This window comes from Rhizorhabdus sp. GW822-FHT03C02 (assembly GCF_058801765.1).
This window is the reverse complement of record NZ_JBXANN010000003.1, coordinates 145,225-163,574: the sequence shown is the minus strand read 5'-3', so window position 1 is coordinate 163,574 and position 18,350 is coordinate 145,225. Positions and strand designations below refer to the sequence as shown.

Genomic DNA, 18,350 nt, shown 5'->3' with positions numbered 1-18,350 from the left:
CGACTATGCTCGATTCGAACGGGCTGATGTCTCAGCGGCCGGCGCCGTACCGTCCGCCACGCCATATCCCCGCGCGATCGACGTCACTTCGTGCCGTTGCGCGCCGAGGCCCGCGACCAGCGCCGCCACCGCCCCGTCGAGATCATGGCCGCGACCGCACAGGAAGATGTCGGCCGCGGCATAGCCATGTTCGGGCCAGCTGTGGATCGAGATGTGCGATTCCGCGAGCAGCGCGACCCCGGTGACGCCCTGGCCCGGGCCGAAATGGTGGAGCCTGAGGTCGATCAGGGCCGCGCCCGACACGGTCACCGCCGCGCGCAGCGCCCGCTCGATCCGGTCGAGATCGGCAAGGCCGGTGCAGCCGAACAGATCGACCAGCCGGTGGATGCCGGTGAACGGCGGCGGCGTCGCTTCGGCCGGATCAGCCATGGAGGATCGAGACATGGTCTATTCCCAGATGGGCCATCGCCCGTTCGGCGGCGATCGTGCCGCGATAATGGGCTTCCTCGAAGATCGACAGCCCGCTCAGGTCCGAATGGGCGTGGAAGATCGGCGGTGCCGCCGCGGTGGCCCGCTGCCGCGCTTCGCCCCAGATGAAGCCGGGCGTGGGACGGATCATCGCATGGCCCCAGCGCCACACATCGATCCGGCTGATCGCCCCCTCGAGATCGGGATTGGTCGCGATCAGATCGGCCTCGACCAGCCTCTGCCAGTCGGCGAGGCTGCGGTCGAGCATCAGCCGCCGCGCCGCCGCCGGCTCCATCGTCGACAGCGGCATATACCAGGTCAGCACGCTCGGCCCGGGCACCATGTCGAGCCGCTGGTGGGTCGCGACGACATAGCCGAGCGAGGCGCTGGTCGCCGAGACATTGTCCCAGGCGAGCGCGGTGCCCGGGCCGGCGGGCAGCCGGTCGACGCTGATATTGGCTACGACCCAGGGGGCATATCCGAAGGCCGCGCCATGGTTTGCGCCCTGGTCGGGGGCGATATGCGCCGCGACGAACTGCGGCATCGCCAGGATCGCGCTGTCGCAATGCCAGCTTATGCTCATTTTGCGCTTAACATCGAAACTGTCGACGATCGCGCGCCCGTCGACGATGCGCGCCGCGAATATGATCTGCGCGGCCTCGACATGCCCGGCGATCCGCGCCGCCAGCGCCGCCGCGAGGTGGCCGTTGCCCTCGGGCCAGGTCAGCACCGCATCGGTCGAGGCGTTCGCGGCGTCGCCGCGGCGACCGGCGAAATAATGGATGCCGGCCCAGGCCGAGACCTGATCGGGCTCGGTGCCATAATCGTCGCGGCACGCATAGCGGACATGCGCGCGCAGCACCGGCGACCGCCAGCCCTGCCGGTCGAGCCAGTCGGCGAACGACAGCCGGTCGAGCGCGACGAGGTCGGGATCGCGCGCGCTCAGCTCCATCGGGATCGCGAAGGCCGGGCGGCCGCCCGCGTCGCGCCGGTCGCGATAGGCCGCCATCGCCGCGAAGAAGGCGTCGAGATCGTGTCGGTCGGCATCGCTCAGCCCGATTGCCGGGATCAGCCCGTCCTGCCAGCGCCCGAGGCTCAGCAGCCGCTCGTCGGGGTCGGCGACGATCTGATAGGGATCGAAGACCGGCTTGCCGTCCTGCCAGCCGGTGATGATCCCCAGCCGTTCGAGCAGATGGCGCACGCCGCGCGCCTCGGCATTGGGGATCGGCAGATAATGCGCGCCGAGCGGAAAAGCCGAGATCGCATTGCGCCCCGAGCGCGCATTGCCGCCCGGCTGGTCCTCGAGTTCGAGCAGGTGGAAATCGGTCATGCCGGCCTCGGCGAGCGCCCAGCCCGCCGACAGGCCGGCGATGCCGCCGCCGGCGATCAGGATGCGGGTGTGGCGCTGTTCGGTGGGCGGCGGGAAGCCGCCGTCGCGCAGCCGGTGGCCGCGGCGGAAATCGGCGCCGCCGAGCGTGCCCGGCATCGCCGCCGAAGCCCGCAGCGCCAGCCCGCCCGCGCCGATCGCGGCGACGCCCGCCGCGGTGCCGCCGGCGATCACGGTCCGGCGCGAGAGGGGACGGCTCATCCCTCGACCTGCGACCATTCCTGGTCGAACTCGCGCACCAGCGCCTGGTTGTCGAGCCGGTTCACCGGCACCGGTCGTCGCGCCATGTCGGGGGCGAAGAAGAAGGCCAGCCTTTCGCTGTCCGGGGTCAGGAAACGCAGCCCCGGCGGCAGCGGGCCGGCCCCCCGCACCGGATCGATCGGGGCATGCGCGGCGAGCACGAAGCCCCATTCGCCGAAGCTCGGCACATAGGCATGATAGGCGCGGGTCGCGAGGCCCGCGGCCTCGAGCGTCGCCGACACCGTCCAGTAGGCGCGTGGCGCCACCAGCGGCGAGGTGCTCTGGACGCTGGCGACCGCGCCGGGCGCCATCGCGCGGGCAAGCTCGCGATAGAAGCTCACCGTGTAGAGCTTGCCGATCGAGAAATTGGTCGGGTCGGGAAAGTCGACCAGCACCGCGTCGAAGGCACGGCGATTGGCGCGCAGCCAGACGAAGGCGTCGGCATTGACGACATGGACCTTGGGCGATCGGAAGGCGTGCCGGTTGAGCCCGGCGAGGATCGGGCTGTCGGTGAACAGCCGGGTCATCGCCGGGTCGAGATCGACCAGCGTCACCGATCGCACCCCGGGATATTTGAGGATCTCGCGCACCGCGAGGCCGTCGCCGCCGCCGAGCACCAGCACGTCGCGCAAGGCCGCCACCCGGCTCAGCGCCGGATGCACCAGCGCCTCATGATAGCGATATTCGTCGCGCGACGAGAATTGCAGATTGCCGTTGAGATAGAGCCGCAGGTCGTCGCGGCGTTTGGTGATCACGATCCGCTGATAGGGGGTCTGGGTCGCGTAGATGATCGGTTCGCCATAAGCGGCGCTCTCCGAAGCGCGCTGCAGCTTCTCGGCGCCGATCATGCCGATGGCGAGGGCGGTGAGCACGACGATCGCCGCGACCAGTTCGGTCTTCAGGCGTGCGGCCCTGGGCAGCATCAGGATCAGCGCCAGCGCGACCGCGGCGTTGGCGATGCCGAAGAACAGCCCGGTGCGGATCAGCCCGAGATGCGGTACCATCACCAGCGGGAACAGCAGCGAGGCGGCGAGCGCGCCGACATAGTCGAAGGTCAGCACCTTCGATACTAGGTCGCCGAATTCGAGCCGGTCCTTGAGGATGCGCATCAGCAGCGGAATCTCGAGCCCGACCAGCGCGCCGATCGCGACGACGAGGCCATAGAGCGGCAGCCGGAAATCCTCGACCCGGTCGAACAGCAGGAACAGGATCGCCGCCGAGAAGCCGCCGACCGCCGCGATCATGATCTCGACGCGGACGAACACGCGCAGTTCGTCGCGGGTCACGTAGCGCGAGCACCACGACCCGATCCCCATCGCGAACAGATAGGTGCCGATGACGGTCGAGAACTGGGTGACGCTGTCGCCGAGCAGATAGGAGGCGAGGGTGCCCGCCAGCAGCTCGTAGACGAGCCCGCAGGTCGCCACCACGAAGGCCGATGCCAGCAGCGCGAGCGCCGAGCGCGACAGTGCGGCGGTGCCGTCCTCCGCGCCCCCGGCGGCCGCCGGGGGATCAGCCATGAATCGCCGAACCGATGATGATCGCGATCGCGATCGCGACCGATCCCGCGAGGATCGCGATCGCATTGTTCTGCTTCTCGCAGATCTCCTTCCACATATCGACCGGGGTCAGCTTGTCCCACAGCAGGAAGCCGACGATGAAGATGACGAGGCCGAAGCCGGTATAGGCCAGGGTGGCGAGCAGAACGGGCAGGCTGAGCATCGATCGATCCTTTCCGATCTATTTGTGGTGGGGGCCGGTGGAATGGATGAAGACGCCGCCGCCGCCATGGCCGCTGCTGGCGAGCGAGGTCCGCCCGCCGTCGGCGAATGGCGAATAGCCATATTGCACCGACGCGCCGAACGTCAGCACGACGGCGATACACCATAAGGCATAGATCAGGGTGCCGCGGTTCATGCGTCGGGCTCCTGCGAAAGGCGCCGCTTTTCGAAACGGGCGTGAAGCGCCAGCAGCGCGATCGGCCACGCGGCGATCAGCAGCAGCGCGAGCAGGATATTGCCGATGAAGCTGGTGCCGCGCTCGACGGTGATCCTGACCGGGATCGGCGTCGTCGGTGATGGGCCGGCCCGATAGGCGCTGCCGCTGGTCCAGCTGTGCGCCGACAGGTCGGCGACCAGCTCATAGGCGCCGCCCGGAACGCTCGACAGGGTGGTGACGGGACGCGAGTCGCCCTCGCTCCACGATCCGTCGCTGTCGGCGCCATGATAATATTCGGCGACGCCGGAGCCGTCATAGCTTTGCTGGGTACGGCGATCGACCAGCGCATAATCGAGATCGACCCAGCTGTTGTCGAGCGCCTGCGCCTCGGCATGGACGGCGATACCCGCATAGCGGTCGGGCAGATCGAACGGGCCGATCACGAAGGTCTTTTCGGGCCCGTCGAGCTGGACCTCGACATCGCTCGTGTAGACGAGCTGGTGCGACGGGCCGACGCTGGCGGCGACGATCAGGCCGATGCCGGCGAGGGCCGCGACGATCGCCGACGGCCATTGCATCGCCTTCCACGGCGACGGCTCGTGCGGCGATGGCGTGCTGCTGCCCGGACCGCGCGATGCGAAGCCGAACGCCGCCTCGACTGTGCCGCGCGGCAGGAAGTCGACGCGGGTCCAGCTGATCTCGCCCTCCTCGTCGCCGCCATGACCATCGCCGACGCCGTCGCTCTCCTCGCGGCTGATCATCGTCCCCGGCCGCACGAAATCGCGGACCATCGCGGTCTCGCCGACCGCGGCCCGCCAATAGAATTCACCGACCACGAAGCTCACCGTCGCGCGATAGGCCGTGTCGAACTGGTCGAAGCGCTGCCCATTCAGCAGGATCCAGCCGATGCCCTGGCTGGCCGGCGTGCGATCGAGCGATCGGCCGATGCTCCAGCTGCGGCCGTCGTCGACCAGGAAGCGATAGCCATGATAGGGGTTGAATAGCAGATATTCGGACCAGCTGCTGTTGGTACTGCGGCGTTCGAGATAGCCGATCGCCTCCCACTCGACGCCCTGGAGCCGGCCGCGCGAACCCAGCGGCAGCCAGGGGGCGGACAATGCCGTCGCGGCCTTGGCGAGCAGCTTCGGCTCGCCGCGGGTCATGTCGAGGACGGCGTGGCAATGGCCGCAGGCCAGACTGACGGTGTGGCCAGCCGCGCGCATTTCGATCGCCCCGCCGCATGCCGGACAGGTCAGCGCCTTGACGGCCGGGACGGACGATCGATCGTTCACTGTGTGAAGTCCGGCATCGCCCAGCCTTCGATCGCGCGCAGGCCGTTGGGACGCAGTTCGGCAAGCGTCGTGTAGCGGCCGATATAAACCGCAGTCTCGGCACGCTCCTGATGCTCTTCGCGCTGGACGCTGGCGCATTGTCCGTCATGCCGCGACAGATCGACGCTGGTCATCCGCAAGCCGGCGGGCGTGGCGAACGGCAGTTCGCCTTCGCTGGCCACGCATTCGGCCCTTTTGACGTCGCTCACCCTGAACTCGATATTGGCGAGGCTTGCCTTTCGCGCGGTCGGGACCCTCGCGCCATCCTTCAACCGTCCGATCAGTTTACGGCCCTGTTCGGCTTCGGGGCGTTCGAACAATATCATGTACCGCCCCATCGCCTCGCCGAGCCATCCCTGAACGCCGTCGTCGAACAGCATGACCCAGTCGCTCCAGCCGCCGCCGCTCCAGCGCCACCGCACCCGCCCGATCAGTTCGAATCCGACATCCTCGAAGCGCCCGCGGGTGCCGATCCGCAACGGGCTGACATCGTCGGGAACGGTCGCGACGGTGCCGATCGCCGTCAGGGCCTCGCCGCTGCGGACCACCAGGCTGCGGCAATAGTCGCAGACCTTGACCGGCAGGCCCGTCGAGCGGAAGCGCAGCTCGGCGCCGCAAGCGGGGCAGGGGGCGACGGTCATTAGGTCAGCCGATCCGTGCGAGCAGCGCCGCCTTCTTGGCGTCGAACTCGGCCTGGCTGATCGCGCCCGCCTGGAACAGACCGTGCAGCTTGGCGATCAGCGCGATCGGATCCCCGGCCGGGGCGGCGCCCTCCAGCGCGCGGGTGGCAGCCGCCTTGTCGATCGCCGCCTGGACCTCGTCGGGCAGCGTCAGGCTTTCGACGAGGAAGCCGGTGAGGCTCAGCCCGAAGCGGGCGAACTCGGGCTCGACCGCGGCGCCGAGCGCGGCCGACATCGCCTGCTGGTCGCCCGCCATATCGACGAAGGCGATCGCGCCGCCGCCGAGCCGGCTGGCGAGCGCGGTCGCGATCGCGCCGCGCAGATGCGGTTCGATATCGTCGAGGGTGAAGCGATCGAGATTGCCGACCAGCGCGGTCCAGAACAGCGCGACGTTGGCGATGGTGAAACTGTAGCGGCCATGCGCGCGCAGCCGGACCGGCCCGAAATCGCGATCGGCGACGGTGATCGGCTGCGGCGTGCCCCAGCGCCGGTCGACCTGCTCGCGCAGCGCGAAGAAGCAGATATCGGACTTGAACGGCGATCGGAAGCCCTTGTCCCAATGCGCGAGCGCGGTCAGCACCGGCAGCGTCGCGGTGTCGAGCGTGTAGCGGCCTGGCCCGAAGATGTCGGCCATCTGCCCCTCGTTCATGAAGGCGGCGGCCTGCGCCTCGCGCACCGTCAGCTGCGCGCCGTTGCTTATCGCATGGCCTGCGGTCGGGTAGCGCCAGGCGAGCGTGCCGGGCTCGTCGCTCCAGTCGATCACGTCGATGAACGATTTCGAGAAAAAACGCCCCAGACCCATCGGTTTGCCCCCTGTGTCCAAGCCTAGCGCGGCGGCCGCGATTTTCAATCGGGGCGCCCGAGGGAATGATCGGTTTTGGTGTCGGCACCGTTCCGATCCACGGGCGTTACGCCTGGCGAGAGGAACGCCACATGCCCGCCGGTTTCGACATCGTCCCCCATCTGATCGCACTCACGATCGCCTATGTCCTGGCGTTGCCGATCGGCTGGAATCGCGAGAAGGAAGAGCGAAGTGCGGGAATCCGCACATTTCCGCTGGTCGCGCTGGCGAGTTGCGGGTTCGTCCAGGCGGTCGAGACGATGATGGCGCATGATCCGGCGGCGATCGCGCGGGTGCTCGAAGGGGTGATCGCCGGGATCGGCTTTCTCGGCGGCGGCGCGATTCTCCAGCAAGGCCAGTCGGTCAAGGGGACCGCCACCGCCGCGAGCCTGTGGATCACCGGGGCTATCGGGGTCTCGGCGGGCCTCGGCAGCTATGACGTCGCGGTGGTGCTGGCGGTGGCGACGATGGCGACCTTGTGGATAATGCGACCGCTCAAACCGGCGCCGAACGAGGCTGATGATGCTGCGCCGGTGCACAAACCGGTGGTCGTCGAGCGGGCGTGACGGCGATCCCGGGATAGGCATCGTTCGACCGTCACTCCGCCGTGCCTGCGATCCGTACGCCGATCGCCATGCGCGACACCAGCCATGCGACGAAGCTGTCGCAGCGTCGATCGGTGATATCGGTCGGCCGGACGGCCAGATAATTCGTCCCGTCGGGGGCGAACCCCCACGGGGCACATAGCCGTCCCGCGGTCAGCGCATCGGCGACCATGTGCACCGACGCCATCGCCACGCCGTGACCGGCTTCGGCGGCCTGCAGGGCGAGATAGAAATGTTCGTAGCGGACATCCGGGCCCGCCGCAGTCATGGCCGAACGGCGTTGCCACGTGGCCCAGGCCTCGGGGCGCGTCTCGCTGTGCAGGCGCGGCAACGATGCGAGATCGCTTTTGGCCAGGCCTGGCGCCAGCACCGGCCCCATGAGCTCGGCGGCCAGCGGCGCCGCGTCGGCGCCCGGCGGCACTGCGATGTCGCTGCGGCGGATGGCGATGTCGATATGGTCGCTTGCAAAGTCGACCGCGCCTCCTGCCGTCAGAACCCGCACCTTGAGGCCGGTCGCCGCGTCCAGATCCGCGAGCGCGGGAATCAGCATCCGCAGGCAGAGCGTCGGTTCGCACGATATCGTCAGCGGACCCGATGCCGCGCCGGCGCCGTGAAAATCGCGCATCGTCCGGTCGAGTTCGGCGAAGAGCGGTCTGAGGCGGTCCGCCAGCCAACGCCCGGACCGGTTCAGGTGGACGCCACGATTGCGGCGCTCGAACAGGACGGTGCCCAGATCATGTTCCAAAGCCTGTATCTGCTTCGAAACCGCGCCATGGGTGACATGGAGTTCGCGTCCGGCCGCGACGAGGCTGCCATGCCGGGCGGTCGCCTCGAAGGCGCGAAGGGATCCCAGGGGTGGAAGGCGCATGGCGGATAATCCGTGAAATATCCTCACCGATATGCCGGAGATCTATTCGATTTTCAAACAAGGTTCGCCGCGAGAGAAGAGCGCTCCTCTCACAGGTGGTTCCATCGTCATGCAGCAATTTCCGATCATCCTGGGCATCATCTGGCTGGCGGTCGTCAGTCCCGGTGCGGATTTCGCAATGGTCTCGCGCGTCAGCTTCGTCGAAGGGCGAAGCGCGGGGATGATGGCGGCGCTCGGGATCGGAATGGCCTGCTGGTTTCATATCGCCTACGCCATTTTCGGCCTCGCCGTCGTCGAGCGGTTGTTTCCCCATCTGCTCGACCTGCTTCGCCTGGCGGGCGCCGCCTATCTCATCTGGCTGGGCGTGACGATGGCGGTGACCAGGCCGGCGCCGGTGACCCAGGAAGCGGCCGTCGGCGCAAGCGGCGGTTCGAGGTCGTTGTGGACGGGCGTGCTCACCAATGGCCTCAACCCCAAGACGTCGGTGTTCGTCATCAGCCTTTATGCGCAGGTCATCGGCCGTGACGCCCCGCTCGGCGTGCAGTTCGGCTATGGGGTGGCCATCTCGCTGTCGCACATGATCTGGTTCGCGGGGGTGGCGATGTTCCTGTCACGCCCGTCGATCCGCGGGCTCGTCCAGGCGCACCTGCGCGCCGTGAATGGCGCCATCGGCGCGGTTCTGATCCTGCTAGGCATGGCGCTCGGTCTGGCCGATATCGGCCACGGCCTCGATGCTGTGGATGCTCCACGATTTCGAGGTGCCGGACCGGCATGATATTGGCTTTCGCCGCGTCGCACCCATTTGCTAGGTGACGGGCGATTCACCAGGGAGCAAGCCGATGACGACACCGATCCTCGACGACAAGATCGCGGCGGCGGCCTTTCGCCGGCTGCTCGCGCATCTCCGGCACCGCACCGATGCGCAGAATGTCGATCTGATGGGGCTTGTCGGCTTCTGCCGCAACTGCCTCGCCGACTGGGTCAGCGAAGCCTCGGGCGGCGCGATCGACCAGGCGACCGCGCGCCACGCGGTCTATGGCATGCCGTATGCCCAGTGGAAGGCCGAGCATCAGCAGCCGGCGACCCCCGAGCAACTCGCCAGGATGGAAGAAAGCGTCGCGAAGAACCGGAGCTTCGTGCATGAGGACGATCTGCTCGACGAGGCGCTCTACGAGAGCTTCCCCGCGAGCGACCCGCCCTCGATGACGGCGCCCGGGCACGAGTGAGGCAAGCGTCGTTATCCACAACCGTCGCTCCGGCGGAGGCCGGAGCCGCCCAAGATTGGAGCTCGCCGCTTAGGCAAGCGCCTCTTGGAGTGGTTGCGTTCCTACCTTGGGCGGCTCCGGCCTCCGCCGGAGCGACGGGTAATTTTTAGCCCGGGCACTGCGCCCCAGTCTCCGCCCACGCCTTGAACAATTCCCCGAACTGCTTCTGGGTGCCGGGCGCCGGGGTGCGCTTGCCGCCCGGATGCCAGCCCCAGCCGACCAGCTCGTCCTCGGCCATATGATGGATCAGCGCGGGCATGTCCTTGCCGCCGTTGCGGGCCGGGTCCTTGATCTGCCGGCAGATCTGGCCGAGCGTCTTGCCCTGCCAGGCCATCTCGATCGGCGCGAGCGACCATTTCGGGTTGCCGGGGACGCCGGCCGGATCGAAATTGGCGTCGTGGTGGCAGGTGGCGCAGCGCAGGCCGGTCGCGCCGATGCCGCCGTCGCCGCGCACTACCCAGGGCATGTGCGGGCGCATCGCATTGGTCTGGGTCGGGCGGTCGCCGGCCGGGTGGCAGTTGAGGCAGCGCGGGCTCTGGATCACCTTGCCGACCTCGCCGAACAGCGCGAGGCTGCGCGCCTTGGGATCCTTGATCGAGGCGAACGACGCCAGCGGCTTGAGCGTCGTCGGCAGCGCCTGGGCCGTCGCCGGCTTGTCGGGCGCGCTGCTGGCGGCGGCGGCGATCGAGGCGGCCGCGATCAGCGCGGCGCCGGCGAGCATGAGACGCGCGCTCATGCCGCCCGCACCATCGGCAGGCGGCTCGGGCGCTGGTGGCCGAGTGCTGCGAGCGCATTGGCGATCGCGGGCGCGAGCGGCGGGACGCCGGGTTCGCCGATCCCGGTCGGCTTTGCGGTCGACGGGACGATCACCAGTTCCACCTCGGGCATTTCGTTGATCCTCAGCGATCGATAGTCGTTGAAGTTGGAAACCGCCGGCAGGCCGTCGACCAACGGCACTTCGGCATAAAGCGCATGGCCGAGCGCGAAGCCGACCCCGCCTTCGACCTGCGCCTTGACCACGTCGGGGTTGACGACGACGCCGATGTCGACCGCGCACCACACCTTGTGGACCTTGGGCTCGCCGCTTTCGGACAGCGACACCTCGGCGATCTGCGCGACCAGCGTGTCGAAGCTCTCGACCACCGCGACCCCGCGCGCGCGGCCGTTCTTCGCCGCGGGCCCGTCCCATTGCGCCAGCTCGGCGACCGCCTTGAGCACGCCCGCCGCGCGCGGATTCTTCGCGAGCAGCGCGAGCCGGCCTTTGACCGGATCCTGGCCCGCCTTGACCAGCAGCTGGTCGACGAAACATTCGACCGCATAGCCGGTATGGGTATGGCCGACCGAGCGCCACCACAGCGTCGACACCGGCGACGGCGCGACATGGACGTCGCAGCTGAAGTCGGCGATCTCGTACAGCAGGTCGGACGCGCCCTCGGACATGATGCTGTCCTTGCCGTCGCGCGCCATCATCGGCGCGAGCGGGCTGCCGAGGATGAAGCTCTGGCCCATGATCGTGTTCGACCAGCCGGCGATCTGGCCGTCCTTCACCGCGCCCTTGAAGCGATGGACGAACATCGGCCGGTAATAGCCGCCATGGATGTCGTCCTCGCGGGTGCGCACCAGCTTGACCGGGGTGCCGACCGGCATCGCCTTGGCGACCTGCGCCAGTTCGGCGGCGAGCTCGGCATCGCCCTGCGCGCGGCGGCCGAAACTGCCGCCGGCATAGAGCGTCTCGATCTCGACCTTGTCGGGGGTGATGCCGAGGACCCTGGCGATCGCCATCTGGTCGAAGGTCTGCGCCTGCGATCCGAAGCGCGCCTTGGCGGTGGTGCCGTCCCAGACGATGAAGCCGTCGAGCGGCTCCATCGGCGCGTGGGCGAGATAGGGGAAGACATAGTCGGCCTCGACGACATCGCCGCCGGCCGCCGCGATCGCCGCCGCGGCGTCGCCCTTCCTGCCGTGCGACTGGCCCGGCGTCTTCGTCTGTTCGAGCCAGGCTGCGGCCATCGCCTCGGTGCCGCGCATCTCGGCCTTGCTGTCGTCCCAGACGGTCTTGAGCGCCTTGCGGCCCTTGATCGCCGGCCACATGCCCTTGGCATAGACCGCGACCCCGGTCGGCACCTGCTTGACCGCGACCACGCCCTTGACCTTCAGCGCCTCGGCGGCGTCGAAGCTCTTGAGCGTGCCCCCGAAGCGTGGCGAGCGCGCGACCAGCACGGTGAGCATGCCCGGCGCGGTGACGTCGATCGTGTAGATGGTCCGGCCGGTCGATTTGTCGGCGCTGTCCAGCTTGGGAACACCTTGGGCCTTGCCGATCAGGGTGAAGTCCTTGGGGTCCTTCAGGACGATGTTGGTCGGCATCGGCAGTTTCGCCGCCGCCGTCGCGAATTCGCCGAAGCCGGCCTTGTGCGATCCGCTCGAGATCACCCCCTTGGCGACCTTCACGTCGCCGGGCTTCACGCCCCAGGCGGTCGCGGCGGCCTGGACCAGCATCGCCCGCGCCATCGCCCCGGCGCGGCGCATCTGGTCATAGCTGTTGGCGATCGCCGACGATCCGCCGGTCAGCTGCATGCCGAGCTGGAGATTGGCGTAGAGTTTCGCATCGGCGGGCGCGCTGATCGCGCGGACCTGCGCCCAGTCGGCGTCGAGTTCCTCGGCGAGGATCGTCGCGAGCCCGGTATAGGGGCCCTGGCCGAATTCGATATGCTTGCTGACGATCGTCACGCTGTCGTCGGCACCGATCCGGACGAAGGCGCTCGGGTGGATCGGCGGCGGCGCCTTGCCCGCGCCCTGCGCCTTCACCCCGCCGGCCGGCAGCGCGATCGCGATGACGAAGGCGCCAGCACCCAGCAGGGCGTCGCGGCGCGAGAGGCTGATATCGTGGATGCCCATGGCTCAGCTCCCCAGCGTCTTGGCGGCGTCGTGGATCGCGGCGCGGATGCGGACATAAGTGGCGCAGCGGCAGATATTGCCGTTCATGGCGAGGTCGATATCCTCGTCGGTCGGCGCCGGCTTCTCGCGCAGCAGCGCCACCGCGCTCATGATCTGGCCCGACTGGCAATAGCCGCACTGGGGCACGTCGCGGGCGATCCAGGCCGACTGAACCGCCTTGGCCTCGGGGCCCTCGACCGCCTCGATCGTGGTGATCTCGCCCGTCACCGCCGACACCGGGATCGAGCAGGAGCGCAGCGGCTGGCCGTCGAGATGAACGGTGCAGGCGCCGCACATCGCGACCCCGCAGCCGAACTTGGTACCGGTCAGGCCGAGTTCGTCGCGGATCACCCAGAGCAAAGGGGTATCGTCGTCGACATCGACCGTGCGGGTCTTGCCGTTGACGGTGAGCGAGTGGGACATCTCGTTCTCCATGAGGGGCTGAAGCCGCCAGCGGGGCAGGGGGACGTGCTGACAGCGTTGTCGGTGCAGCTATAGCCGCCGGGCGGCGCGATTGTCGCCAAAAATTTCCGAAAATCTCCATCCTTATCAATGTATAACATGGTATATATCGCAATAATGTCACCGATTGGTACGCCCGGGCGGCGCCGAGTGCGCACAGGACGACGCAACCGCGGCTGCCGGCGATCGTTCTCCCCTTCGATCAACCACATGCCAATCAACATGGAGAGACAGGATGACCGATACCGGCAAGCTCAAGCAGCATCTCTGGAAGAAGATGGAGGACAGCCCGTTCATCATGGTCGGCCTCGAAGGCGGCGGCCATAGCGAGCCGCTGACCGCACAGCTCGACAAGGACCAGGTCGACACGTTGTTCTTCTTCATCGGCCGCGACAACCGTCTCGCCGTCGGCGGCCGGGTGATGGCGCAGTTCGTGTCGAAGGGGCATGACTATTTCGCCTGCCTCGCCGGCAGCGCGCGGGTCGTCGACGATCCGGCGATGGTCGACAAGCTCTGGTCGAAGCCGGTCGAGGCCTGGTTCCCGGGCGGCAAGAGCGACCCCAATCTCGCGCTGCTGCGCTTCGACATCGCCGATGCCGAACTGTGGGAATCGGACATGTCGCTCGCCGGCAAGGTCAAGATGCTGTTCGGCGGCAAGATCGACCCGAGCGAGGAAGGCAGCCACGCCCGCGTCGCGACGACCGCGGTGTGATTTCCATGGGGTGGGCGGTCGTCCACCCCAACATGGATCAAGCAGTTTGGCCGGACCCATTTCGCCCTCTCACCGGTTCAGCGGTCGGCAGATTTTCAGGGAGGCGACCGATGGCGACCAAGAGCTTCGACACCCAGCAGGGCACCGGCGGCGAGACGCATCAGCAATCCGCGGGGGACCCCGCCGACACGCTGACCACCAACCAGGGCATTCCGGTTTCGGACAACCAGAACCAGCTGAAGTCCGGCGCGCGCGGCCCGGTGCTGCTCGAAGATTTCGTGCTGCGCGAGAAGATCTTCCATTTCGACCATGAGCGGATCCCAGAGCGGATCGTCCATGCCCGCGGTTCCGCCGCGCATGGCTATTTCGAGAGCTATGAGGATCTGTCGGACCTCACCAAGGCCGATCTGTTCTCGGCCAAGGGCAAGAAGACCCCGTTGTTCACGCGCTTCTCGACCGTTGCCGGCGGCGCCGGGTCGGTAGACACGCCACGCGACGTCCGCGGCTTCGCGGTCAAATTCTACACCCAGCAGGGCAATTGGGATCTGGTCGGCAACAATATCCCGGTGTTCTTCATCCAGGACGCGATCAAATTCCCCGACCTGATCCATTCGGTGAAGATGGAGGCCGACAAGGGCTATCCGCAGGCGGCGAGCGCCCATGATACCTTCTGGGACTTCATCTCGCTGATGCCCGAATCCACCCATATGATCATGTGGGCCATGTCCGACCGCACCATCCCGCGCTCGCTGCGCACGATGGAAGGCTTCGGCATCCACACCTTCCGGCTGGTCAACGCCAAGGGCAAATCGACCTTCGTCAAATTCCACTGGAAGCCCAAACAGGGTGTCGCCTCGACGATCTGGGACGAGGCGGTCAAGATCGCCGGCGCCGATCCCGATTTCCAGCGCCGCGACCTGTTCGAGGCGATCGACCGCGGTGCCTTCCCCGAATGGGAACTCGGCATCCAGGCGTTCGACGAAAAATTCGCCGACAGCCTGCCCTATGACGTGCTCGACCCGACCAAGATCATCCCCGAGGAGGTGCTGCCGGTTCGCATCATCGGCCGGATGGTTCTTGACCGCTGGCCCGACAATTTCTTCGCCGAGACCGAACAGGTCGCCTATTGCCCGGCGAACATCGTCCCCGGCATCGACTTCTCGAACGATCCGCTGCTCCAGGGGCGGCTCTTTTCCTATCTCGACACCCAGAAGAGCCGGCTGGGATCGACCAATTTCCACCAGATCCCGATCAACGCGCCGCAATGCCCGGTGATGAACTTCCAGCGCGACGGCCACATGCAGATGCTGCGGCCGAAGGGGCGCGCCAATTACGAACCGAACAGCCTGTCGCAGGCGGGTGAGGAGGGCGGCCCGCGCGAATGCCCGGCGACCGGCTTCGCGAGCGTCCCCGGCCGCGCCACCGAGGACGAACAGGGCGACAAGCTGCGCATTCGCCCCGAAAGCTTTGCCGACCATTATAGCCAGGCGCGGATGTTCTTCCGGTCGCTCGACGTGCCCGAGCAGGCGCATCTCGCCTCGGCGCTGGTGTTCGAGCTGTCGAAGGTCGGGCTCGAGCATGTCCGCATCCGGATGCTGGCGAACCTGGTCAACGTCGATCCCGACCTCGCCAAGCGGGTCGCGGCCGGGCTGGCGATGGACCTGCCCAAGGCGTCGCCGACCGCGGCCAAGGTGCAGGATTTCGATCTGTCGCCGGCGCTGCGGGTGATCAACGGCCCGCTCGATCTCGCCACGCTCGAGGGGCGCTCGGTCGGCATCCTGATTGCCGACGGCTCCGACGCCAAGGCTGTCGACGCGCTGACCAGCGCGATCGGCGATGCCGGCGGCCGGCCGGTGCTGGTCGCGCCCAAGGTCGGCGGTGCTAAAATGTCCGACGGATCGATCCTCAAGGCCGACGGCCAACTCGCGGGCACGCCGTCGGTGATGTTCGACGCGGTCGCGATCGCGCTGTCGAAGGAAGGTTGCGCGGCTCTGCTCAAGGAGGCGGCGGCGGTCCAGTTCGTGATGGATGCGTTCGGCCATCTCAAGGCGATCGGCCATACCCCCGATGCCAAGCCGCTGCTGGACAAGGCCGGGGTCGAACCCGACGACGGCGTCACCGATCTCGGCAAGGCGTTCGTGCCCGCGGCGGGCAAGCGTTACTGGGATCGCGAGCCGGGCGTGCGCACCCTGGCCTGACCGACCGGGAAGCAGGCGACGGCTGGTGTCAGACTCGTCCGAGCGGCTCGCCGTCGAAGGCGAGGGCGAGCTGCCGGATCATCCGCGTCAGCCGGCTGACATGGCCGGCGCGCAGGCTGGCGTTCGGCGCCGGCCGGTCGAGCGCGTCGATCAGCCCGTCGACGAAGGTCGTCGATCCCCAATAGGCCAGCGACCAGCCCGCGAACCGTCGATCGGGCAGCTCGATATTCTCGATCACGTCGATATCGCGGTGGCGCGGGTCGCGGTGGATGCTGGTCATCAGCGCCTCGATCGCGGCCGCCGGCCCCTCAATGATCTGGGCGAAGCGGGTGCCGGTGAAGATCAGCGCGCCAGTGACCTCGAGCGTGCGGTTGCGCTCGATCGCGGTGCGGACGAGCGCGAGCATGTCGGCATCGGCGGAGGCGGGATCGAGCAGGCTATGGCTGATATAGAGCAGCAACGTAACGGTCTTGCGGGACATTCGATTGCATAACGTCCTGTGCGGGCCGGAGCCAAGCCGGAAAATCGTATAGGATTGTAACGCGCAAGACCGATCAAGACAGGGTTTCACCGCTACGGCATAGTCCCGTCATGCCCGCTCCACCGCCACTTTCGGACCCGTTCGCCACGATCCTCGCCTGGATCGAGACCCGGCTCGACGAGCCGCTCACCCTCGATCTTATCGCCCGGGCGGCGGGTTTCTCGCCCTGGCAATTCTCGCGGATGTTCACCGCGCGGATGGGGCGCAGCGTGATGGCGCATGTCCGTGGCCGGCGGCTGGTCAAGGGCGCGCGGCGGCTGATCGACGATCCCGCGCTGCGGCTGATCGATCTCAGTTTCGATTGCGGCTTCGACTCGCAGGAAGCCTTCACCCGCGCGTTCAAGCGCATCTTCGGCATATCCCCCGGCCGTTTCCGCCAGGGCTTCGCAGTCACCCCCCTCGAAGGACAATATCCCATGGACGCTCCCGCCGACATCGCCGTGCAGGTCGAACGGCTTCCCGATCTGGTGACGCTGCCCGGCTTTACGATCGCCGGTCCCGCGCGCCGTTTCGACGAGGCGAGCAAGGCCGATATCCCGCAGCTCTGGTCGCGGCTGATCGGCGCGCTGCCGTTCGAGGGGCAGGTCGACAGCTGGGACACCTATGGGCTGGTGTGGAGCGCCGACCGCCGCGACGGCAGCTTCGACTATATGGCCGGGGTCGGAATCCGGCCCGACGCGGTGCCGCCGGCCGGGTTCGACCGCAAGGATATCGACGCGGCGACCTATGCCATATTCCGCATCACCCTCAACGGATCGGCGCTCCATCCGCAGGTCAAGGCGGCGATGGCGCGGATCTGGGGCGAGATGATCCCCGCCTCGGGGCTTCGGATCGCGGAGGGCCCCGATTTCGAACTTTATGACGGCCGCTTCGCGCCGACCCGGCCAGGGGCGGTGATCGATTTCCATGTGCCGGTCGAGACTTAGGGCGGGATGAAATCTGCCTGCGTCAGATCATCTGCTCCACGCGGGCCATGACACCGGCGCGTGCAGCGGTTAGCGCTGCCGGGCACCCAGCCGTTTGCGGGCGTCCTCGATCCGGCCGATCTGGGCGGCGACTGCCGGCTTAGCGCAGATCGCCTTGTCGAAGCCGTTGTCGATTTGCCGGTCGGCACAGGCGGAGGCGATCTGAGCCTCGGGAATCATGTCGAGCGGTTCGGGGCTGTCGTCCCTGCGTGCGATCACGGCCGCCAATGATGCGAGATATTTCCCCCAGCCGCCTTTGCCCGGTTGCGATGCCAGGGTGGCCATCGCCGTTCGCCGCATATCTTCGGCCTCGCCGAATTGCCGCATCTGCCGCAACGCATTCGCGGCACGGGCGTCGAGCCATAGGCGATCGTCGGCGCTCGTGCTGGCGGGAAGCCGCCTGACGCGCGCTACGAACTCCCCCTGATAGCGATTGCGCAGGGCTTTGCCGCTGGGCGTTTCCGGCCCGGACAACGGGCCCGGCGTCACCGTCCAGATGGCGGCCAGAAGCCATTCGAGCGCCTGCGGTTCGGGTCTGCCCAGCTTGGTCGCCAGCCAGGATGCACGATAATGAGCCGGTTCGGTTGCAGCCAGCCGGGCATAGGTTGGCTGCGCGATCAGCCGCGACAGTTTGGCGATCTCATCCGGGGTGAAACTATCGAACATGACCAGCTTGTTGGTCGGGCATTCGGCTACCGGCAAGGGGAACGGCAAGTAGCTGTAGGGCCTGCCGTCGGGGCGTTCGCCATAGGTGCTGTACATCGAGGCCCGCCATGTCGAGAAGCGCTCGCCGCCGATCGCGCAGATCATCTCCTGGCCGCCGCCATGGAGCGGCGGCGGTGAGGGCGGAACGGCTGCCGGCGCCGGTTGTGCGGCCTGCAGGAGCAATATGGCGAACAACATGGTGGCACCTCTCGT

Annotated in this window: 20 protein-coding genes; 6 read left to right on the top strand and 14 right to left on the bottom strand. The window is 67.6% G+C overall.

Going from position 1 to position 18,350, the window contains the following annotated elements:
• Positions 1-3: 3 nt before the first annotated feature.
• From speD to AC1RM6_RS10555, 8 genes are all read right to left on the bottom strand, one after another.
• The gene (gene speD, locus AC1RM6_RS10590; RefSeq protein WP_493100882.1) at positions 4-429 is read right to left on the bottom strand and encodes an adenosylmethionine decarboxylase; all 426 of its coding nucleotides are present in this window, start codon (positions 427-429) and stop codon (positions 4-6) included.
• Positions 422-2,056, bottom strand: coding sequence for an NAD(P)-binding protein (locus AC1RM6_RS10585; RefSeq protein WP_493100880.1), 1,635 nt, complete (start codon positions 2,054-2,056; stop codon positions 422-424). Before AC1RM6_RS10585 ends, speD begins: the two co-directional genes overlap by 8 nt.
• Positions 2,053-3,615: a polyamine aminopropyltransferase gene (locus tag AC1RM6_RS10580; protein ID WP_493100878.1), complete on the bottom strand. Its 1,563-nt coding sequence runs from the start codon at positions 3,613-3,615 to the stop codon at positions 2,053-2,055. Before AC1RM6_RS10580 ends, AC1RM6_RS10585 begins: the two co-directional genes overlap by 4 nt.
• The gene (locus AC1RM6_RS10575) at positions 3,608-3,817 is read right to left on the bottom strand and encodes a DUF350 domain-containing protein (RefSeq protein ID WP_493100876.1); all 210 of its coding nucleotides are present in this window, start codon (positions 3,815-3,817) and stop codon (positions 3,608-3,610) included. The genes AC1RM6_RS10580 and AC1RM6_RS10575 overlap by 8 nt, the downstream gene beginning before the upstream one ends.
• Positions 3,818-3,835: 18 nt before the next feature.
• A complete protein-coding gene (locus AC1RM6_RS10570; protein WP_493100874.1) occupies positions 3,836-4,012 on the bottom strand; it encodes a hypothetical protein in 177 nt (58 codons plus the stop codon).
• A complete protein-coding gene (locus tag AC1RM6_RS10565; RefSeq protein WP_493100872.1) occupies positions 4,009-5,256 on the bottom strand; it encodes a DUF4178 domain-containing protein in 1,248 nt (415 codons plus the stop codon). Before AC1RM6_RS10565 ends, AC1RM6_RS10570 begins: the two co-directional genes overlap by 4 nt.
• A 65-nt stretch (positions 5,257-5,321) precedes the next feature.
• Positions 5,322-6,005: a DUF4178 domain-containing protein gene (locus tag AC1RM6_RS10560; protein WP_493100870.1), complete on the bottom strand. Its 684-nt coding sequence runs from the start codon at positions 6,003-6,005 to the stop codon at positions 5,322-5,324.
• A gap of 4 nt (positions 6,006-6,009) precedes the next feature.
• Positions 6,010-6,846, bottom strand: coding sequence for an SPFH domain-containing protein (locus AC1RM6_RS10555; protein ID WP_493100868.1), 837 nt, complete (start codon positions 6,844-6,846; stop codon positions 6,010-6,012).
• Between the two features lie 131 nt (positions 6,847-6,977).
• Between AC1RM6_RS10555 and AC1RM6_RS10550 the strand changes: the two genes are divergently transcribed.
• On the top strand, positions 6,978-7,451 hold the full coding sequence (locus AC1RM6_RS10550) for an MgtC/SapB family protein (RefSeq protein ID WP_493100866.1): 474 nt from the start codon (positions 6,978-6,980) through the stop codon (positions 7,449-7,451).
• Between the two features lie 31 nt (positions 7,452-7,482).
• On the opposite strand, the gene AC1RM6_RS10545 is transcribed toward AC1RM6_RS10550, so the two are convergent.
• Positions 7,483-8,358 (bottom strand): LysR substrate-binding domain-containing protein, encoded by an 876-nt coding sequence (locus AC1RM6_RS10545; RefSeq protein WP_493100864.1) that lies wholly within the window; start codon positions 8,356-8,358, stop codon positions 7,483-7,485.
• A gap of 31 nt (positions 8,359-8,389) precedes the next feature.
• On the opposite strand from AC1RM6_RS10545, the gene AC1RM6_RS10540 reads away from it, so the two are divergent.
• A complete protein-coding gene (locus AC1RM6_RS10540) occupies positions 8,390-9,133 on the top strand; it encodes a LysE family translocator (RefSeq protein ID WP_493100862.1) in 744 nt (247 codons plus the stop codon).
• Positions 9,134-9,197: 64 nt separating this feature from the next.
• The gene (locus AC1RM6_RS10535; RefSeq protein WP_493100860.1) at positions 9,198-9,584 is read left to right on the top strand and encodes a DUF1244 domain-containing protein; all 387 of its coding nucleotides are present in this window, start codon (positions 9,198-9,200) and stop codon (positions 9,582-9,584) included.
• Positions 9,585-9,729: 145 nt separating this feature from the next.
• On the opposite strand, the gene AC1RM6_RS10530 is transcribed toward AC1RM6_RS10535, so the two are convergent.
• The 3 genes from AC1RM6_RS10530 to AC1RM6_RS10520 are packed head-to-tail and all read right to left on the bottom strand — an operon-like array spanning position 9,730 to position 12,977.
• Positions 9,730-10,359, bottom strand: a complete 630-nt coding sequence (locus tag AC1RM6_RS10530) for an Isoquinoline 1-oxidoreductase subunit (protein WP_493100858.1) — start codon at positions 10,357-10,359, stop codon at positions 9,730-9,732.
• Positions 10,356-12,515 carry a xanthine dehydrogenase family protein molybdopterin-binding subunit gene (locus AC1RM6_RS10525; RefSeq protein ID WP_493100856.1) on the bottom strand — a complete coding sequence of 720 codons (2,160 nt, stop codon included), beginning with the start codon at positions 12,513-12,515 and terminating at the stop codon, positions 10,356-10,358. Before AC1RM6_RS10525 ends, AC1RM6_RS10530 begins: the two co-directional genes overlap by 4 nt.
• A gap of 3 nt (positions 12,516-12,518) precedes the next feature.
• Entirely contained in the window at positions 12,519-12,977 is a 459-nt protein-coding gene (locus AC1RM6_RS10520; RefSeq protein ID WP_493100854.1) for a (2Fe-2S)-binding protein, read from the bottom strand.
• A 274-nt stretch (positions 12,978-13,251) separates the two neighbouring features.
• Between AC1RM6_RS10520 and AC1RM6_RS10515 the strand changes: the two genes are divergently transcribed.
• Together AC1RM6_RS10515 and AC1RM6_RS10510 are read left to right on the top strand one after the other, a co-directional pair.
• Positions 13,252-13,728 (top strand): pyridoxamine 5'-phosphate oxidase family protein, encoded by a 477-nt coding sequence (locus AC1RM6_RS10515; RefSeq protein WP_493100852.1) that lies wholly within the window; start codon positions 13,252-13,254, stop codon positions 13,726-13,728.
• 110 nt (positions 13,729-13,838) lie between these two features.
• Positions 13,839-15,926 (top strand): catalase, encoded by a 2,088-nt coding sequence (locus AC1RM6_RS10510; RefSeq protein ID WP_493100851.1) that lies wholly within the window; start codon positions 13,839-13,841, stop codon positions 15,924-15,926.
• A gap of 28 nt (positions 15,927-15,954) precedes the next feature.
• On the opposite strand, the gene AC1RM6_RS10505 is transcribed toward AC1RM6_RS10510, so the two are convergent.
• Positions 15,955-16,407: a BLUF domain-containing protein gene (locus AC1RM6_RS10505; protein ID WP_493100849.1), complete on the bottom strand. Its 453-nt coding sequence runs from the start codon at positions 16,405-16,407 to the stop codon at positions 15,955-15,957.
• 110 nt (positions 16,408-16,517) lie between these two features.
• On the opposite strand from AC1RM6_RS10505, the gene AC1RM6_RS10500 reads away from it, so the two are divergent.
• Positions 16,518-17,393 (top strand): AraC family transcriptional regulator, encoded by an 876-nt coding sequence (locus AC1RM6_RS10500; protein WP_493100847.1) that lies wholly within the window; start codon positions 16,518-16,520, stop codon positions 17,391-17,393.
• Between the two features lie 69 nt (positions 17,394-17,462).
• Here AC1RM6_RS10500 and AC1RM6_RS10495 read toward each other — a convergent pair whose 3' ends face one another.
• Positions 17,463-18,335: a hypothetical protein gene (locus tag AC1RM6_RS10495; RefSeq protein WP_493100846.1), complete on the bottom strand. Its 873-nt coding sequence runs from the start codon at positions 18,333-18,335 to the stop codon at positions 17,463-17,465.
• Positions 18,336-18,350 lie beyond the last annotated feature (15 nt).